This is a genomic window from uncultured Maribacter sp., assembly GCF_947500985.1.
Classification (GTDB): domain Bacteria; phylum Bacteroidota; class Bacteroidia; order Flavobacteriales; family Flavobacteriaceae; genus Maribacter.
This window is the reverse complement of record NZ_CANMTX010000006.1, coordinates 214,496-231,598: the sequence shown is the minus strand read 5'-3', so window position 1 is coordinate 231,598 and position 17,103 is coordinate 214,496. Positions and strand designations below refer to the sequence as shown.

The 17,103-nt window shown below is 35.9% G+C and carries 14 protein-coding genes; 4 read left to right on the top strand and 10 right to left on the bottom strand.

The features are described 5' to 3' along the window. From Q0871_RS14500 to udk, 3 genes are all read right to left on the bottom strand, one after another. Positions 1-774, bottom strand: coding sequence for a ParA family protein (locus Q0871_RS14500; protein ID WP_299325144.1), 774 nt, complete (start codon positions 772-774; stop codon positions 1-3). A gap of 189 nt (positions 775-963) precedes the next feature. Next, positions 964-1,296, bottom strand: coding sequence for a septum formation initiator family protein (locus Q0871_RS14495; protein WP_299325143.1), 333 nt, complete (start codon positions 1,294-1,296; stop codon positions 964-966). Next, positions 1,296-1,910, bottom strand: coding sequence for a uridine kinase (gene udk / locus Q0871_RS14490; protein ID WP_299325142.1), 615 nt, complete (start codon positions 1,908-1,910; stop codon positions 1,296-1,298). Before udk ends, Q0871_RS14495 begins: the two co-directional genes overlap by 1 nt. Before the next feature lie 107 nt (positions 1,911-2,017). Here udk and Q0871_RS14485 point away from each other — a divergent pair, with 107 nt between their 5' ends. The 4 genes from Q0871_RS14485 to Q0871_RS14470 all read left to right on the top strand — a co-directional run bounded on the left by Q0871_RS14485 (position 2,018) and on the right by Q0871_RS14470 (position 7,490). Then, positions 2,018-3,241, top strand: coding sequence for a multidrug effflux MFS transporter (locus Q0871_RS14485; RefSeq protein WP_299325141.1), 1,224 nt, complete (start codon positions 2,018-2,020; stop codon positions 3,239-3,241). Between the two features lie 180 nt (positions 3,242-3,421). Then, positions 3,422-5,107, top strand: coding sequence for a tetratricopeptide repeat protein (locus Q0871_RS14480; protein WP_299325140.1), 1,686 nt, complete (start codon positions 3,422-3,424; stop codon positions 5,105-5,107). Next, on the top strand, positions 5,104-5,742 hold the full coding sequence (locus Q0871_RS14475; RefSeq protein ID WP_367275152.1) for an SCO family protein: 639 nt from the start codon (positions 5,104-5,106) through the stop codon (positions 5,740-5,742). Before Q0871_RS14480 ends, Q0871_RS14475 begins: the two co-directional genes overlap by 4 nt. A 29-nt stretch (positions 5,743-5,771) precedes the next feature. Continuing rightward, entirely contained in the window at positions 5,772-7,490 is a 1,719-nt protein-coding gene (locus Q0871_RS14470) for a hypothetical protein (protein ID WP_299325139.1), read from the top strand. 67 nt (positions 7,491-7,557) lie between these two features. Here the strand turns inward: Q0871_RS14470 and acs are convergent, their stop codons facing one another. The 7 genes from acs to Q0871_RS14435 all read right to left on the bottom strand — a co-directional run bounded on the left by acs (position 7,558) and on the right by Q0871_RS14435 (position 17,102). Next, entirely contained in the window at positions 7,558-9,465 is a 1,908-nt protein-coding gene (gene acs / locus Q0871_RS14465; RefSeq protein WP_299325138.1) for an acetate--CoA ligase, read from the bottom strand. A 72-nt stretch (positions 9,466-9,537) separates the two neighbouring features. Next, positions 9,538-11,232 carry a sodium:solute symporter family protein gene (locus Q0871_RS14460; RefSeq protein ID WP_299325137.1) on the bottom strand — a complete coding sequence of 565 codons (1,695 nt, stop codon included), beginning with the start codon at positions 11,230-11,232 and terminating at the stop codon, positions 9,538-9,540. A gap of 33 nt (positions 11,233-11,265) precedes the next feature. Beyond that, positions 11,266-11,526, bottom strand: a complete 261-nt coding sequence (locus Q0871_RS14455) for a DUF4212 domain-containing protein (RefSeq protein WP_299325136.1) — start codon at positions 11,524-11,526, stop codon at positions 11,266-11,268. Between the two features lie 132 nt (positions 11,527-11,658). Then, entirely contained in the window at positions 11,659-12,735 is a 1,077-nt protein-coding gene (locus Q0871_RS14450; protein WP_299325135.1) for an anhydro-N-acetylmuramic acid kinase, read from the bottom strand. Between the two features lie 24 nt (positions 12,736-12,759). Beyond that, the gene (locus Q0871_RS14445; RefSeq protein ID WP_299325134.1) at positions 12,760-14,316 is read right to left on the bottom strand and encodes a glycoside hydrolase family 3 N-terminal domain-containing protein; all 1,557 of its coding nucleotides are present in this window, start codon (positions 14,314-14,316) and stop codon (positions 12,760-12,762) included. Beyond that, positions 14,309-15,583 carry an MFS transporter gene (locus Q0871_RS14440; protein ID WP_299325133.1) on the bottom strand — a complete coding sequence of 425 codons (1,275 nt, stop codon included), beginning with the start codon at positions 15,581-15,583 and terminating at the stop codon, positions 14,309-14,311. The genes Q0871_RS14445 and Q0871_RS14440 overlap by 8 nt, the downstream gene beginning before the upstream one ends. After that, positions 15,567-17,102, bottom strand: a complete 1,536-nt coding sequence (locus Q0871_RS14435) for a family 10 glycosylhydrolase (RefSeq protein ID WP_299325132.1) — start codon at positions 17,100-17,102, stop codon at positions 15,567-15,569. Before Q0871_RS14435 ends, Q0871_RS14440 begins: the two co-directional genes overlap by 17 nt. Position 17,103: the final 1 nt, after the last annotated feature.

The window sequence follows — 17,103 nt, the reverse complement described above, 5'->3', positions numbered from 1 at the left end:
TTAAACCGTCTGCTTATTTTTTTTGACTATCTCGTTAGCCATGTTCAAATAATTTGTTGCTCCTTTACTGGCAGCATCATATTTGATTATACTTTCTCCATAACTAGGAGCTTCACTTAATCTAACATTACGTTGAATTACAGTTTCGAAAACCATATCGCCGAAATGCTTTCTTACTTCATCTACTACTTGGTTAGATAAACGTAACCTAGAATCGTACATGGTCAACAACATACCCTCGATATCTAAATCTGGATTATGTAATTTTTGAACACTTTTTATAGTATTCAATAATTTACCTAGCCCTTCTAAAGCAAAATATTCGCATTGAATAGGTATTATTACAGAATCTGCTGCGGTTAATGCATTCAAGGTTAGTAACCCTAATGATGGCGCACAATCAATTAAGATATAATCGTAATCGTTTTTAAGGTCTGTAATAGCCTTTTTCATCATGTACTCACGCTCTTCTTTGTCAACCAATTCTATTTCAATGGCGACTAGATCGATGTGTGCAGGAATAAGGTCTACATTAGGGGAGGTTGTAGGGATAATAGTTTCTCTCGCAGTTTTGGTATGTTCCATTAGCTGGTATGAACCTAGTTCAACACCATCTACATCAATACCTAACCCAGAAGTTGCATTTGCTTGGGGGTCAGCATCAATTAATAAAACCTTTTTTTCCATTACACCAAGAGAGGCAGCTAAGTTAACTGTGGTGGTAGTTTTACCTACGCCTCCTTTTTGATTGGCTATAGCAATAATCTTGCCCATGTTCAAAGTAAGTTAGGTGGTAAAAATACAATTATTTATGGGGCTAATGAAAGCTTTTTGTTAACACTAAGTGAATAAGCACTTACTTTTCTTTAATAAAGCGTTAAACTTTTAATTATGAAATGGTTAAGCCGCTGATTATTGTGTAGTATGTAGAAAGACTAAAACTTATTAAAAGGATATCAAAAACTATTCTTTATCCTTGATTTTTAAACTATCCTCGTATTCAATAAGATAGATTTCTTCATTTTTTTTCTTCAAATAATACTCTTCTCGAGCAAAGCGCTCAAGCTCATCTTCGTCAGATAATTTTTCGATAATTTTTTTATCCCGAGCAATTTCATCTTTCAAGAAATCTTGGGTTTTTTCTAGTTTTTTTATTTCCTTTCTCAATTCTAAATGAATTAGAAGTGAATTTGTGTCAAAAAAAAGCATCCAAACAAGAAAAACGGACAATACTAATACATACATATTAGTCATGACTTTAAACCATTTTTTTTGTTTTAAATCTTTGAATGCCATTACTCTTGCATTATTTTTTCATTAATAATACTCTTAACTATTTCAACGGCAACAGTATTATATTTATTATTCGGAATAATAATATCTGCATATTCTTTTGTTGGCTCAATGAACTGCTCATGCATTGGCTTAATTACAGATTGGTATTTTTCTATAGTTTCATCTAAATCCCAACCTCTTTCATTGACATCTCTTTTTAATCTTCTAATCAATCTTTCATCTGTGTCAGCATGCACGAATATTTTAATATCGAACATTTTGCGAATAGCAGAATTGGTCATAATTAAAATACCTTCTACGATAATAACCTTTGTAGGGTGCGTAAGTATAGTCTTTGCCGTTCTGTTACATTCTAAAAATGAGTATACAGGTTGTTCGATAGATTCTCCGTTTTTTAAAGCAATTAAATGCTGCTCAAGTAGTGCAAAATCTATAGAACTAGGGTGGTCAAAGTTAGTTTTGCGTCTCTCTTCAAGAGATAAATGAGATAGGTCGTTATAGTACGAATCTTGTGAAATTACCCCAACTTCTTCATTAGGTAATTCATTTATAATTTGATTTACTACTGTGGTTTTTCCACAACCTGTTCCACCGGCAATACCTATAATCAGCATACATTGTAATTTAATGCAAAAGTACATATTTGAATTTCAAAAATGCATAAACTCAAAAATCAACTTTTAATAACATTGCATGAATTGTTAAGCCTTATTTTTGCAGGATGCAGAATGAACAGGTAAAACCGAATTTTGAGTTTGTCGCGTTAATGGCTTCTTTAATGTCAATTGTTGCGTTAACTATTGACGCAATTTTACCGGCAATGGCAGATATTGGTATATCTATCAATAGTCTTGATCCTACACAGAATCAATTGCTGGTAACCATGATTTTTTTAGGTTTGGGGGTGGGGCAGTTGTTCTTTGGTCCGCTTTCAGATAGTCTTGGTAGAAAACCAATTGTTTATATAGGGTTTACTGTTTTTTTGATAGCTAGTATCATTTGTTTGTTAGCGCCAAATCTTGAAATTATGCTTGTAGGGCGTGTGTTACAGGGTATTGGTTTATCAGCACCAAGAACTATAAGTATTTCTATCATACGTGATACGTATCGTGGGGATTATATGGCAAAAATTATGTCTTTTGTAACTGCCTTTTTTATTTTAGTTCCTGTTGTGGCGCCTGCAATTGGTAAAGCCGTAATGGGTATTACAGGTTGGCAAGGTATCTTTTATTTGCAGCTATTTTTTGCTTTGTTAGTGGGGATTTGGTTTTATAAAAGACAGGCAGAAACATTACATCCAGAATACAAAGTACCTTTCTCTTTTCACGTATTTGTTAGAGGAACTAAAGAAATTATTAGACATAAAGAAACGGTTTCATGCACCATGATATCAGGATTTATTACTGGTTCTTTTTTGGTGTATTTAAGTTCTGCTCAACATGTTTTTGAGGAGCTTTATGGGTTGACGGAAACATTCCCTTATGTATTTGCAGGTTTGGCACTATCGGTTGGTTTTTCAACTTTAATGAACGGAACCTTGGTATTGCGTTTTGGTATGCGAAATTTATCTTTTGTAGCTTTAGTGGCTTTTACTTTTATAGCCTTGTTATATAGTGTGTTATTTTTTGGGTCTAAGGACCCTAGCATTACTATCTTATTGATATTTCTTTCGCTACAGTTTTTGTGTTTAGGATTTATTTGGGGTAATATGCGATCTATTGCAATGGAGCCTATTGGTCATATTGCAGGTATTGGTGCTGCGATTACCGGATTCATCTCTACCATTCTTTCTATACCGATATCAATTTTTGTAGGTAGTTTTATCGAAGATTCTGTCTGGGCACTTTTTGCAGGCTTAGGTGTATGCGGACTCATATCTGTCGCACTATTTATGACCTTTAAAACGCGACCTCTTTTTGCTAGCAATCGTGCATTTACCACCTAGACTTAGATGGGCAATTTTTTATTATAAAATGTCTTTTCCTTTATTAGGACAATTTTAAATTTATCCATTGCAATTTATACATGCTATATTACAGAATACACTATAATGTTTTGATTTTAAATGTTATACCATTAATTTGAACTTTAGAAAATGTTCTTTAAAGTTTAAAATTAATTTTGTTTGAAATTTCGGCAAGAGTTAAGAATAGTATTTGGGATTTTTGTAGCACTTCTTTTTTATGGTTGTAAACAACAGGTGTCGAATGCAGAGATAGCATCTTTAAATCTTTTAAGAGGTGATTTGAAATTGTGTGGAAATGGGCAGTTTGGTGATGTCAATTTTTCAGAATCCTGTAGTTATGAGACGCGAAAGACTTTTAATTTAGCCATTTCATTATTGCATTCTTTTGAATACGGAGAAGCCGAAAAGGCTTTTGCACAGGTGCTTGATGCAGATCCCAATTGTGCTATGGCTTATTGGGGTGTAGCTATGAGTATTTATCATGGTTTATGGGCGCCACCAGAAACTATTGTATTAAAAAAAGGAATGAAACTACTCGATATTGCAGAAAAATTACCTAAGTCTAAAAAAGCAGAAGATTACTTAAATGCCATTGGTACTTTTTATAAGGATTGGGATACCTTGGACAACCAATTAAGGAAAGAAAATTATGCCAATGCAATGTATAGTATGTATACAACGTATAAGGATGATGCCGAAGTGGCTATTTTTTATGCATTAGCACTAAGGGCATCAGCGATACCAACAGATAAAAGTTATGCCAAACAACGGGAGGCTGGCAAAATATTGGATGCGTTATTTGTTAAAGAACCTAATCATCCAGGAATTGCCCATTATATAATTCATTCTTACGATTATCCAGAATTGGCAGATCTTGGTTTAAGCACCGCACGGCGGTATGCGAATATTGCACCAAATTCAGCGCATGCACAACATATGCCTTCTCATATTTTTACGAGGTTAGGCCTTTGGAAGGAAAGTGTCGCTACCAACTTAAATTCTGCATCATCGGCAATATGTTATGCGGAAATTATAGCGCCTGGGGAACATTGGGACGAAGAAGTGCATGCAATGGGCTATTTGGTATATACTTATTTGCAACAAGGAGAAAACGAAAAAGCAAATGAACAATATGAATATCTTAAATCGTTCAAGAAAATATTTCCACCAAATTTTAAAATTGCATATACAGCAGCAGCTATACCGGCTCGTATAGCAGTAGAAAATAAAAACTGGCAGGAGGCATCTAATCTTACATTGCCACAATTACCAGAACTGGATTGGGAAAAATTTCCATGGCAACAATCCCTACTTCATTTTGCAAAGGCTTTAGGTACGATACATACAGATAATCTCAAGGAAACCGAAAAAGAACTTGCTATGCTAAATTCTTTTAAAGAGGAGTTGATTGTCGCTAATGATCCTTACAAAGCTAATCAGGTTGAAATCCAGATAGAAACTATTAAAGCATGGTTACAATTTAAAAGGGGGAATGTTGATCTGGCTTTAGAGTTAATGGAGAATGCTACTCAACTAGAAAGCCTAACAGCAAAACATCCGGTAACTCCTGGCGAGATTTTACCAGCAGATGAGTTGTTGGCAGATATGTTATTACTTGCAAAAAGACCTAAAGAAGCTTTAGATGTTTATGAACTGAATTTAAAAAGAAGACCCAATAGATTTAACGGGTTATTTGGTGCAGCTTCTTCTGCCCAACAGTTGGGTGATATGGATAAAGCTATTTTTTATTACAAGGAGCTATTGAATTCTACGGCGAATAGTAATAGCGAAAGAAAAGAAATCCTTCAAGCAAAAGAATTTTTGGGTAAAAAGGTTTTATTATGATGCGTATATACTTTTTTGCGGGTATAATTTCAATCTTATTATATTCATGTGCTAATAAAATGAAGGGTGATTTACCTATTTATCAACCCAAAGATTTTAATGAGAACTTGGTAGATGTTAGTTTAAGGAATACGGAAACGAACCACACCGTTTCAGATTTTGAGTTATTGAATCAAAATGGTGAACTAGTAACCCAAGAAGATTATGAGGATAAGGTATATGTGGTTGATTTCTTTTTTACAAGGTGTCCAAGTATTTGCCCAGCAATGGCAAATAATATGATTAAAATTCAGAACGAATTTATCGAAAATAAAGAAGTAATGTTACTATCACTTTCTGTAAGTCCAGAAATTGATAGTATTCCCGTACTTCGAAAATATGCCGATGATAAAGGTGCCGTAGATTCAAAATGGAATATTACAACAGGAAAGAAAAGTCACATTTACGCATTGGCACGTAAAAGTTATTTTGCTGTAGTAGAACAAGGTGATGGCGGATTACAGGATTTTATACATACCCCCAATTTTATTTTAGTGGATAAAAAACGGCAAATTAGAGGAATTTATAATGGTACTGAAGATGAAGAGATACTTCGTTTAATTCAAGATTTAAGAACCCTTACTGGCTCAAAATAGGAAACATTTTACAAAAAAAATCATATAAAATGAAATTCATTTTTTTATACTTAATTATTTCTCTTGTTACATTAACTGGTTGTAAGAATAAGGGTAATACACACGATATTTCAAACAGACCCTTTATAGCTTGTGCCCCCATCAAAACAGATATAACATGGTATCAATCTGATAATATCGCTCCACTTATCGAAGGGTTGGATGTTATGGAATTTCCTGTAACTACCAATAACAGGCTAGCACAAAAATATGTAAACCAGGGAATGGTTTTGGCGTACGGATTCAACCATGCAGAGGCGGCAAGATCTTTTTACTATGCAACAAAATTGGATCCAAACTGTGCGATGGCATATTGGGGGTTTGCATATGTCTTGGGACCTAATTATAACGCAGGAATGGAACCGGACAATTATTACAGGGCTTATGTGGCAATTCAAAAAGCACTTGTATTGTCTAACGCTGATGTGTCTCAGAAAGAGAAGGCTCTAATTAATGCACTATCCAAAAGATATGTGCAATTTCCATTGGAAGAGAGGAGCGAGCTAGATTTGGAATATTCAAATGCTATGCGCGAGGTTTATAAAAACTATCCAAATGATGCAGATGTGGCAACAATGTTTGCAGAATCTATAATGGATATGCATCCATGGGATCTTTGGGATAAAAGTGGGAGCCCCAAAGAATGGACTACTGAAATAATGTCTGTCATAAATGAAACTTTGGTAATAGATTCAAAGCATCCAGGCGCACACCACCTAAATATACATTTGTTAGAAGCTTCTCCTACTCCAGAAGTTGCACTTAAAAGTGCTCAAGTTTTTGATGATGATTTAGTACCTGGAGCAGGACATCTCATTCATATGCCATCTCATGTATACATTAGAACAGGTGATTATCATAAAGGAACATTGTCAAATATGCGAGCTATATCTGTAGATAGCAGTTATGTTGCTGCTTGTAATGCTCAGGGCGCATATCCTCTTGCATATTTTCCACATAATTATCATTTCATGTCGGCTACTGCAACTTTAGAGGGTAATAGTGAATGGGCTTTAAAAGCTTCAAAAAATGTAGCTAAACATTCTAGTACAATACTTATGAAAGAGTCTGGTTGGGGTACGTTACAGCATTTTTATACAATACCATATTATGTAAATGTAAAATTCGGTAAATGGAGAGAGATATTGAAAATGCAAAATGAAGTACCAACTTTGAAATATCCTTCGGCAGTTTTAAATTATGCAAGAGGAATGGCTTTTTTGGGGTTGAACCAGGTAGAAAATGCTAAAAAAGAATTGCTTTCATTAGAAGTAATTGCAATGGATGATAGTTTGAAAGAAATCTCTATTTGGGAAATCAATTCTGTGGATGTTTTAATTCAGATAGCTGAACGAGTTCTGAAAGCTGAAATTTTGGCTAGAGAATTCAAATACCAAGAAAGTATTTTTTTATTGAAAGAAGCTATAAATCTCGAAGATAGTTTGAATTATAATGAGCCACCAGATTGGTTTTTTTCTGTTCGTCATTATCTAGGTGCAATTCAAATTGAAGCAGAATTGTATAAAGATGCGATCATTACCTATGAAGAAGATTTGGTTAGATTACCTAAAAATGGATGGGCATTACATGGTTTGAAACTGGCTTATAAGAAACTTGATAATCAAAATATGGTCAAAAAAATTGAGGGACAAAGAGCAGAAAGTTGGTTTACAGCAGATATTCAATTATCTACTTCTCGTATTAAATAAACATTCACCAAGCTCGAGATGTATAAGAGTTGGTGAATTTTTAAATATCGGTTTTATTAAATAGAATTTAAAGCGAATTATCCATAATTTCTTGAACAACCTCTGGGTTCAATAATGTACTTGTATCCCCTAAATTACTAGTGTCGTTACTAGCTATTTTACGAAGAATTCTACGCATAATTTTACCACTACGTGTTTTAGGAAGTCCGTTTACAAACTGAATCTTATCCAGTTTTGCAATGGGGCCTACATGTTCTGTAATCTGTTGATTGATTTCTTTTCTTAGGTTATCGCGATCTCTGCTCTCTCCTGTTTCCTTTAAAATAACATATCCGTAGAGTGCATTTCCTTTTACATCATGTGGGAAACCTACAATCGCAGATTCTGCTACTGCTGGGTGTTCATTGATAGCATCTTCAATTGGTGCAGTACCTAAATTATGACCAGATACAATGATGACATCATCAACACGACCTGTTATTCTGTAATATCCTACGGCATCTCTTAAAGCACCATCACCCGTAAAGTACATATTTTCATATGCTGAAAAATAAGTGTCTCTATATCGGTCATGATTTCCCCAGATAGTTCTTGCTATCGATGGCCAAGGGAATTTAATACATAAGCGACCTTCTACTTGATTTCCTTTTATCTCTTTGGCGTTCTCATCCATTAAGGCAGGTTGAATACCAATAAATGGTAGGGTTGCGTAAGTCGGAGTGGTAGGGGTTACATACGGAATAGGGGTAATCATTATACCGCCAGTTTCAGTTTGCCACCAAGTATCAACAATGGGGCTGTTCTTTTTGCCTACGTTGTTATTGTACCAATGCCAAGCTTCCTCATTAATAGGTTCACCCACAGAACCTAAAACTTTTAGACTAGATAGGTCGTGCTTTTCAACATATTCTAAATTTTCTTTAGCCAAAGCTCTAATAGCTGTTGGAGCGGTGTAAAACTGATTTACCTTATGTTTTTCAATCACCTCCCAAAAACGTCCAAAATCTGGATAGGAGGGTACTCCTTCAAACATCAATGTGGTTGCTCCGTTGGCTAACGGTCCATAAACGATATAAGAATGACCGGTTATCCACCCGATATCGGCCGTACACCAATACACATCATGTTCTTTGTATTGAAATACGTTTTTAAAAGTATAGGCTGTATAAACCATATAACCCGCAGTGGTATGTACCATTCCTTTAGGGGTACCTGTAGATCCTGAAGTGTATAGAATAAACAATGGGTCCTCAGCATCCATGATTTCTGCAACACAATCTGCATAGGCTTCATCTAGCAATGGTTGTAACCATTTATCTCGCTTTTCTTCCATGTGAATCTTGGAGCCTGTACGTTTTACTACTAAAACATTTACAACACCTGGGCACGCTTCTAAAGCTTTGTCAACGATTCCTTTTAGGTCAATTGATTTATTACCTCGAAACGATCCATCTGATGTGATTACAAGTTTACAGTCAGAATCATTAATACGCGTTGCAACAGCATGTGAAGAGAAGCCTGCGAACACTACAGAGTGTATTGCTCCAATACGAGCACATGCCAAGAGGGCTACCGAAAGTTCTGGAATCATTGGTAAATAAATACAAACACGGTCCCCTTTCTTTACGCCATGGTCCAATAACACATTTGCCATACGACACACACGTTCATGTAATTGTCTATAGGTAATATGAATTGCTTCTTCATCAGGATTGTTAGGTTCGAATATGATAGCCGTTTTTTCACCTCTTGTAGGTAAATGACGATCTAAACAGTTTTCGGTAATGTTTAATTTAGCACCTTCGAACCATTTTATTTCGGGTTTTTTAAAATCCCAACTAAGAACACTGTCCCAGCGCTTACGCCAAACAAAATGTTCTTCGGCAATTTCTTCCCAAAACGCTTCAGGATTACGGACCGATTTTCGATAGACTTGATAATACTCCTCCAGATGTTTAATGTGGTAATTACTCATGGTATGCGTTAATTTAGTATGCAAAGGGTGTTGAAATCCTTTGGTTGTTGTTGAATGTTGATTTGTTTAAAATTAATGACCTGTGACTTCACCTGCACCACTGGGTATTCTTATGTTTTCTACAATTTCTTGAACATCTTCAGGTGGCTCTGGGGTAAATTGTAAAACAATAATTGCTACAATAAAGTTAGCAATCATAGCGATACTACCAAACCCTTCTGGTGAAATACCAAACCACCAATCTTCAGGAGTTCCACCACCAAACCAGCCGAATTTAAACTTAGTCATATAGAACAGCATAAGAATGATACCGACTACCATTCCGCTAATGGCTCCTTCTTTATTCATTTTTTTATAAAATATACCTAGAACAATTGCTGGGAAGAAAGATGCCGCTGCCAAACCAAATGCCAGTGCTACTACCGCAGCTACAAATCCAGGCGGATTTATTCCAAAATAACCGGCAATTACTACAGCTACTGTTGCTGCGCCTCTAGCGACCCATAATTCTGCTTTGTCAGAAATATTTGGTTTAAATACTTTCTTCACTAAATCATGAGAAACCGATGCCGAAATAACTAGCAATAACCCTGCTGCTGTTGAAAGCGCTGCAGCTAATCCACCAGCGGCTACTAAGGCAATTACCCAAGCTGGTAAATCTGCAATTTCAGGATTCGCCAATACCATAATGTCATTATCTATGGTTAACTCATTTTTGGTTTTATCAGCTACATATTGAATTTTGCCATCTTCATTCTTATCATCAAAAGAAAGTAATCCGGTTTCTTCCCAGTTTTTAAACCAAACTGGCATGCTTGAGTATTCTTCGTTACTTACTGTGTTAATAAGATTGGTTTTGGCAAATACAGAAACAGCTGGTGCCGTAGTATATAGAATAGCAATTAGTAGTAGTGCCAACCCGGCAGATTTACGCGCATCTTTTACTTTTTTAACGGTAAAGAATCTAACGATTACATGAGGTAATCCTGCGGTACCTACCATCAAAGCTAAAGTAATAGCAAAAATATCTGTTACTGATTTAGATCCATCGGTGTATTCATTGAACCCGAGTTCTGTTGATAATCCGTCTAACTTATCTAGTAAAAATGTTCCAGAGCCATCATTTAATGTTGATCCCATACCTAATTGAGGAATCGGGTTTCCGGTCATTTGAATAGAAATGAAAATTGCAGGAACCATAAAGGCAAAAATCAACACACAATACTGAGCTACTTGTGTATAAGTGATACCTTTCATTCCGCCTAGAACGGCATAAAACAAAACGATAATCATACCAATGATAACACCTGTATCGATATCTACTTGAAGGAATCTAGAGAAAACGACCCCTACACCGCGCATTTGCCCTGCGACATAAGTAAATGATACAATAAGTGCGCAAATTACAGCTACAATACGTGCTGTTTTTGAGTAGTATCTGTCACCTATAAAATCAGGTACTGTGAATTTTCCGAATTTACGTAAATAAGGTGCTAAAAGTAATGCTAGTAATACATAACCCCCTGTCCAGCCCATTAGGTATACTGAGCCGTCATAACCAGCGAAAGAAATTATACCTGCCATTGAAATGAACGAGGCGGCAGACATCCAATCGGCTGCAGTTGCCATTCCGTTTGCAAGTGGTGAAACTCCGCCACCGGCAACATAAAAATCTTTTGTGGATCCAGCTCTTGAATAGATCGCGATTCCTATGTAAAGGGCGAAGGTAGCTCCTACTAAAATATACGTCCAGGTTTGAACACTCATAATGTGGTTTTTTGGTGGTGGATGGTTATGCTGTTATTCGTTGTAGCCGTATTTTTTATCCAATTTGTTCATGAGCCTTACATAAACAAAAATCAGAATTACAAATACATAAATGGATCCTTGCTGCGCAAACCAAAAGCCCAGTTTGAAACCTCCGATTTTAATGGTATCTAAAGCTTCTTTAAATAAAATGCCTGCCCCAAAGGAAACAACGAACCATATAGCTAATAAAATGAATAAGTAACTAACATTTTCTTTCCAGTAAGCGGTTGCTTTCTTTTGTTTTTCTGACATGTCTTTTTTGGTTTTATGAAGTGAATATCCTAAGAATTCATCGAGGGAAACTTCAAGTAAAAAATAATATGCTACAGCGGTAAATCGCTTTGTATTTAAATCTCGATTATCGAGTAAATTAGGTAAAAAAGTTTAATTGGGTATGAACAATACTCCACTCGAAGAATCTTTTTTTGCCCCGGTAACGGATGAAAGTACATTTGTTAATTGTTCTACTCTTAAAACACCCATTAAAGCAAATACCAATGCTTCTTTAAATTCTATGATTATTTTTTCTGGCACAACTAGCTTGGTAGTGCTACCTAACTTTTGTTGTAAGGTATCCATTAAAAAGCCGTTCAATGCACCACCACCTGTAACCAATAATTGTTGCTTGTCGTGTTTGAAATTGAGATTGATTTGTTGTGTTACCTTATCGCATATATGGTTAATGCTTGTATAAAGTAGATTTTCTATGGTATCATCGGTATTTTCAACTATAGGTACAACTTCTTCTAAAAACCATTCATAGCCAATCGATTTCGGGTGTGGTAATAAATAATATTTTAGATTGTTTAATTGCTTTAACATTTTAGTGTTAATGCTGCCAGAACGTGCTAGTTTGCCATCCTCGTCGTATTCTAAGTCAACTTTTCTGGTGATATAGTTTAGAATCATATTTGCCAAACCAATATCATATGCTATTCTCTTGTCCTTTACTTCAAAAGACACATTGCTGATACCGCCAAGATTTAAACAATAATCATATTCATTGAAAAACATACGGTCACCTATAGGTACTAGTGGAGCACCTTGTCCGCCAAGTGCCAAATCGTTTGTTCTGAAATCTGTAATTACTTTAATGCCTGTAGCGTTTGCCAAATGTTGCCCTGAACCTACTTGAAACGTAAGACCCATTTCTGGTCGGTGATGGGTGGTGTGACCGTGACTTGCTATGTATTCTACATCTAATTTATTCTCGTTTATAAATATCGAGGTTTGCTCACCTAGCCAAGTACCGTATGTGTTATGCAGTTCTATAAGTTTTTCTGCAGATAGACTAATAGCATCTTTAAGGGTATTTAGCATATCTGATGAATACGTAATACTTTTAGTTTCTTTAATATCAAATTCCCAAACCCCATTTTTCTCCCAAATGTGGCAATAAGCTAGATCAAGACCATCTAAAGATGTACCCGACATGAGACCAATAATTTTATATATTTTCATTTGGATGTTTTATAATACAATGAATTAGTTTAATAAAACTGGCAATTTTCCTTTTGCTTCAAGGTTGTCTAAAAAATGCTCAGTTGCAACATCTTGAAACTCCTTGAAATTCTGATATGCAATTACAGTTGCCGCTGTTTTATGGGTATTGAAAAATTTCAATGCATACGGATTACCGAAGTGATACAGAACAACATTTTTAGAGGCTATCAGTTCATTTATAAAATCGATTTCGGCATCAAAGAATCCGAAATTGTTGGTTGGTTTTATTTGTGGGGGAGTAAGGAGTAGTAGAATTTCTGTTTCTTGTTCAACTTCCTTTTTCATTTCTAAGATATTATCTAAAATATCTTGTTTCGTTTGGTCGGCTCCAAATCGCTTCATGGTCAACGTGCAAAAATCTGTAGTTTTAAATGCTGCAATATCTGCAGCTGTACCATGATGTAAAGTCAAAGAGTTTTCTGCTATTTTTCTATTTAAAGAACTTGGATCGGTCAGTTCAAGCGTTAAATCTTCTTTTAAAATTACTTTTTCTTTCAGCTGCCAAATGCGTTCAATGCTTTTGTTAATTTGAGTTTCAGTAGCATTTTTTAAGATATGCTGAATACCTTCTTCTATATGTTCAGCAAAACATAATATGTCATTACCAGCGTCAAAAGCCAACCATTCTAATTCTCCTTTAATAGGGTAATGTTTTGACACCGCGTGCATATTTAGCGCATCTGAAATAACTACACCGTCAAATCCCATTTCGTTTCTTAGTACACCGGTTATAATGTCTTTATTAATGCTTGAAGGTAATTGTGGAGTAGTAGTTAAAGCGGGAACGGATAAATGCCCTACCATAACAGAATCGACACCTTCATCTATTAATTTTTGAAAAGGATACAATTCATTTTCAATAAGTTCTTCTTTCGATTTATCAATAACGGGTAAACCCAAATGCGAATCTGTAGCGGTATCTCCGTGACCTGGGAAATGTTTAATGCTAGTAAGTACACCTTCACTTTGGGTACCTTTTACAAATGCAGTTGCCATGTTAACTACATTGTTTTTGTCATCGCCAAAAGAGCGATAACCGATTACAGGGTTATTAGGGTTCGTATTGATATCTACTACAGGCGAAAGATTCCAATGAATACCTGCTGCTTTGCAGTCTTTTGCAATCTGCTTGCCAACTTCAAAAACTAATGCTTCGTTATCAGCATTTGAGCCAAGAGTTATAGCATATGGGTATTGCGGAGTATTTTCTATTCGCATGGCCAATCCCCATTCGGCGTCAATAGAAATCAGTAGGGGATAAGTAGCTGCTTTTTGATATCTCTTGATGAGGTTTTTTAAGGTGTCAAAACTATTTTCATTGACAACTATTTTTTTCTTGGCTTCAAAATTGGTCGCAGCACTCGCTCTGGAGTGAAAGAAGCAGAGTCCGCCGACATGGTGCTCAGAAATCAGTTTTTCCAATTGCTGAATTTCCTCCTCGGTGTCATTTATAAAAGCTGCAGGCATAAAAAACTGTCCAACTTTTTCAATCAAAGAGAGTTTTTCTATAGCTTCTTTTGTAGGTATCATATTATTCATTGGGAAGTGTTGTTTTTTTGCCGAAATCTGCCGGATAAGAAATGAATTTTAAAAGGAATAGTGCGGGCAAGGCAGCAATTACTACCCAAACAAAGAAGCCATCATAACCCAGCCATTGTTGAATATAGCCGCTTACCATACCTGGTAGCATCATGCCCAGCGCCATAAAACCAGTAGCTATGGCATAATGCGAAGTTTTCGACTTGCCATCTGCAATGTAGATGAGGTACATTAAAAAGGCAGCAAAGCCGAATCCGTAGCCAAATTTTTCAAAAATCACCGTTGCCGTTACTGCATATATATTAGTGGTATTTGTCACCGCCAGTATCGCATATAAAATATTCGGTAGGTTTAATGAAAGCACCATTGGTAGCATCCATTTTTTTAACCCATCTCTAGAAATTAAAACACCTCCTAAAATTCCGCCTATGGAAAGAAAAATAACACCTGCTGTACCGAAAATAGTTCCTAGCTGTTCTGTGGAATATCCTAATCCGCCTTTATCGGGAGAATCAAGAAGAAAGGGTGATGTCATTTTTACTAATTGGGATTCGCCTAATCGGTAGGTGAGTATAAACGCCAGCGCAATACCGATACCTGGTTTTTTGAAAAAAGTGGCAAATACTTCTAAGAACCCTGCAGGCTTTTCTTTTTCTTCCGTGCTTTCAGATTCATATTTTGGAGTTACAAAGAAGTTGGCAACTGTCATGATCAACATTAAAAATGCTGCTGCCGACATGGTTACGCTCCAAGCTTTTGTATTGTCACCATATTTGTTTTCTAAAAATCCTGCTAAAACAACGATTAATCCTTCGCCAGTTACCATTGCTAGTCGATAGAAAGTACTTCGCATACCTACGAAGAAAGATTGTTTCTTTTCGGTTAAACCCAACATGTAATATCCATCTGAGGCAATGTCGTTAGTTGCCGATGCAAATGCCGCCATCCAAAAACAGGCTAATGATGATATGAAAAACATATTGGTCGGTAAAGTCAAACCAACGCCCAATAACGAAATGGCAATTAATAGTTGCATGGCTAAAAACCATTTACGCTTCGTGCTTTTTAAATCCACAAACGGACTCCATAATGGTTTCAATACCCATGGTAAATACAATAAACTGGTATATAACCCAATGTCTTCATTGCTGACACCTAGTTTTTTGTACATAATTACCGAAACGGTAACCACCAAAACATAAGGCAATCCTTGTGTGAAATATAAAACCGGAACCCATGCCCAGGCACCCTTATCTTTTTGAATCATTTTTAAGATTATTCTTTAGGTTGATAACTGTTGGTTTCGTTTCTGCACTATAAAAATCAATAAAGCTGATGCTGTAAAATGATTTACGGTAATCTGATTTTGATATGCGGATGGAATTAGAATTCGCTGCCACTAAATTTTTAGATAGTAATTTTTTAATAGGATATTCTTCTTTTACCTTTCTACCAGCCCTGTAAAGAAGTACATAACGATAGCTTCTTAAATCATCATATTCTAGAATGACCTCATCACCATCTAATGAAACATCTAATAGTTTAGGTGATGTTGAAATATGATTTTTTGCCAGTGAAGAAACAGGATTCAAAGCTGGTAACTTGTAATATTTCTTATGAATATATTCAACTACATCATCATTATTGCTCATTAAAGATTTAGCACTGAACATGATGTTTCCTTTTATTTGTGGAGTTTCTCGTACGAGTTCTAATTGATTAGGTATTTCTTTAATATCATCCCAAGCTTTATCGCTGTTGTTTCTGATTTTATACGGACCGTTACCTACATATAGGTTAGTGCCATAATTGTTTTTAGACCACCAGTCTACAATTTTTGTATGAGAGGCTACAGGTAAATCCATACTCCAATATACTTGGGGAGCTAGGTAATCGATCCATCCTTTTTCCATCCAAAGTAAAGGGTCTGCGTATAAATCTTCGTAAGTGGTTTGCCCTGCTTTAGTATCTGATCCTTTTGGGTCGGTGGAATTGTTTTTCCAAACCCCGAACGGACTAATACCGAACTGTACCCATGGCTTAATCGATTTTATAGTTTTGTGAGATTGACTTACAAGAGAATCTATATTGCTACGTCGCCAGTCATCAATAGTCTGATCTTTTTGTGCGTAAGTTTCAAAAGTTAAAGAGTCATTAAAAACTTCATCTTTAATGGTGTACGGATAAAAATAATCATCGAAATGAATGGCATCTATATCATATGTAGTAACTAATTCTGCAATGATATTAGAAAAATGCTTGCGTACCTCTGGTAGCCCAGGGTTGTAGTAGTTCTTTTTGCCATAATGCACTATCCACTCTGGGTGAGTACAGTAGTCATGATTCTCAGAAAGGACTTCGAAATTTTCATCGAAAGTTGCTCTGTACGGATTCAGCCATGCGTGGAACTCCATACCACGTTGGTGAGCTTCGTTAATCATCCATTCAAGAACATCTGTGTTCCACTTTGGTGCCTTACCTTCTTTACCGGTCAGAAATCGGGAATAGGGTGCGAAATCAGATTCATAAAAAGCATCACCTGCAGCACGAACTTGTACGATTACTGCATTGTAATTTTCTTTTTCGTAAAAGTCTAAAATTTTAAGATAGTCAGCTTTTTGCTTCTCAGAAGTATCATTGCCATTTTTTGGCCAATCGATATTGACGACCGTAGCGATCCATACACCTCTGAATTCTCTCTTCGGGTGTTTTTCGTACGATTGAAAAACTCCGCAAGAATTAAGAAGTAAAAGTAGTAGGGTGATTAGTGTTAGTTGTTTTGTCATA

Bases quoted from the DNA above. Each gene is read 5' to 3' on its own strand.
- Q0871_RS14495 (WP_299325143.1), bottom strand. From the start codon at position 1,296: ATGGCATTCAAAGATTTAAAACAAAAAAAATGGTTTAAAGTCATGACT.
- Q0871_RS14450 (WP_299325135.1), bottom strand. From the start codon at position 12,735: ATGAAAATATATAAAATTATTGGTCTCATGTCGGGTACATCTTTAGAT.
- Q0871_RS14445 (WP_299325134.1), bottom strand. From the start codon at position 14,316: ATGAATAATATGATACCTACAAAAGAAGCTATAGAAAAACTCTCTTTG.
- Q0871_RS14500 (WP_299325144.1), bottom strand. From the start codon at position 774: ATGGGCAAGATTATTGCTATAGCCAATCAAAAAGGAGGCGTAGGTAAA.
- Q0871_RS14455 (WP_299325136.1), bottom strand. From the start codon at position 11,526: ATGTCAGAAAAACAAAAGAAAGCAACCGCTTACTGGAAAGAAAATGTT.
- Q0871_RS14470 (WP_299325139.1), top strand. From the start codon at position 5,772: ATGAAATTCATTTTTTTATACTTAATTATTTCTCTTGTTACATTAACT.
- Q0871_RS14475 (WP_367275152.1), top strand. From the start codon at position 5,104: ATGATGCGTATATACTTTTTTGCGGGTATAATTTCAATCTTATTATAT.
- Q0871_RS14440 (WP_299325133.1), bottom strand. From the start codon at position 15,583: ATGATTCAAAAAGATAAGGGTGCCTGGGCATGGGTTCCGGTTTTATAT.
- Q0871_RS14460 (WP_299325137.1), bottom strand. From the start codon at position 11,232: ATGAGTGTTCAAACCTGGACGTATATTTTAGTAGGAGCTACCTTCGCC.
- Q0871_RS14435 (WP_299325132.1), bottom strand. From the start codon at position 17,102: ATGACAAAACAACTAACACTAATCACCCTACTACTTTTACTTCTTAAT.
- acs (WP_299325138.1), bottom strand. From the start codon at position 9,465: ATGAGTAATTACCACATTAAACATCTGGAGGAGTATTATCAAGTCTAT.
- udk (WP_299325142.1), bottom strand. From the start codon at position 1,910: ATGCTGATTATAGGTATTGCCGGTGGAACAGGTTGTGGAAAAACCACA.
- Q0871_RS14485 (WP_299325141.1), top strand. From the start codon at position 2,018: ATGCAGAATGAACAGGTAAAACCGAATTTTGAGTTTGTCGCGTTAATG.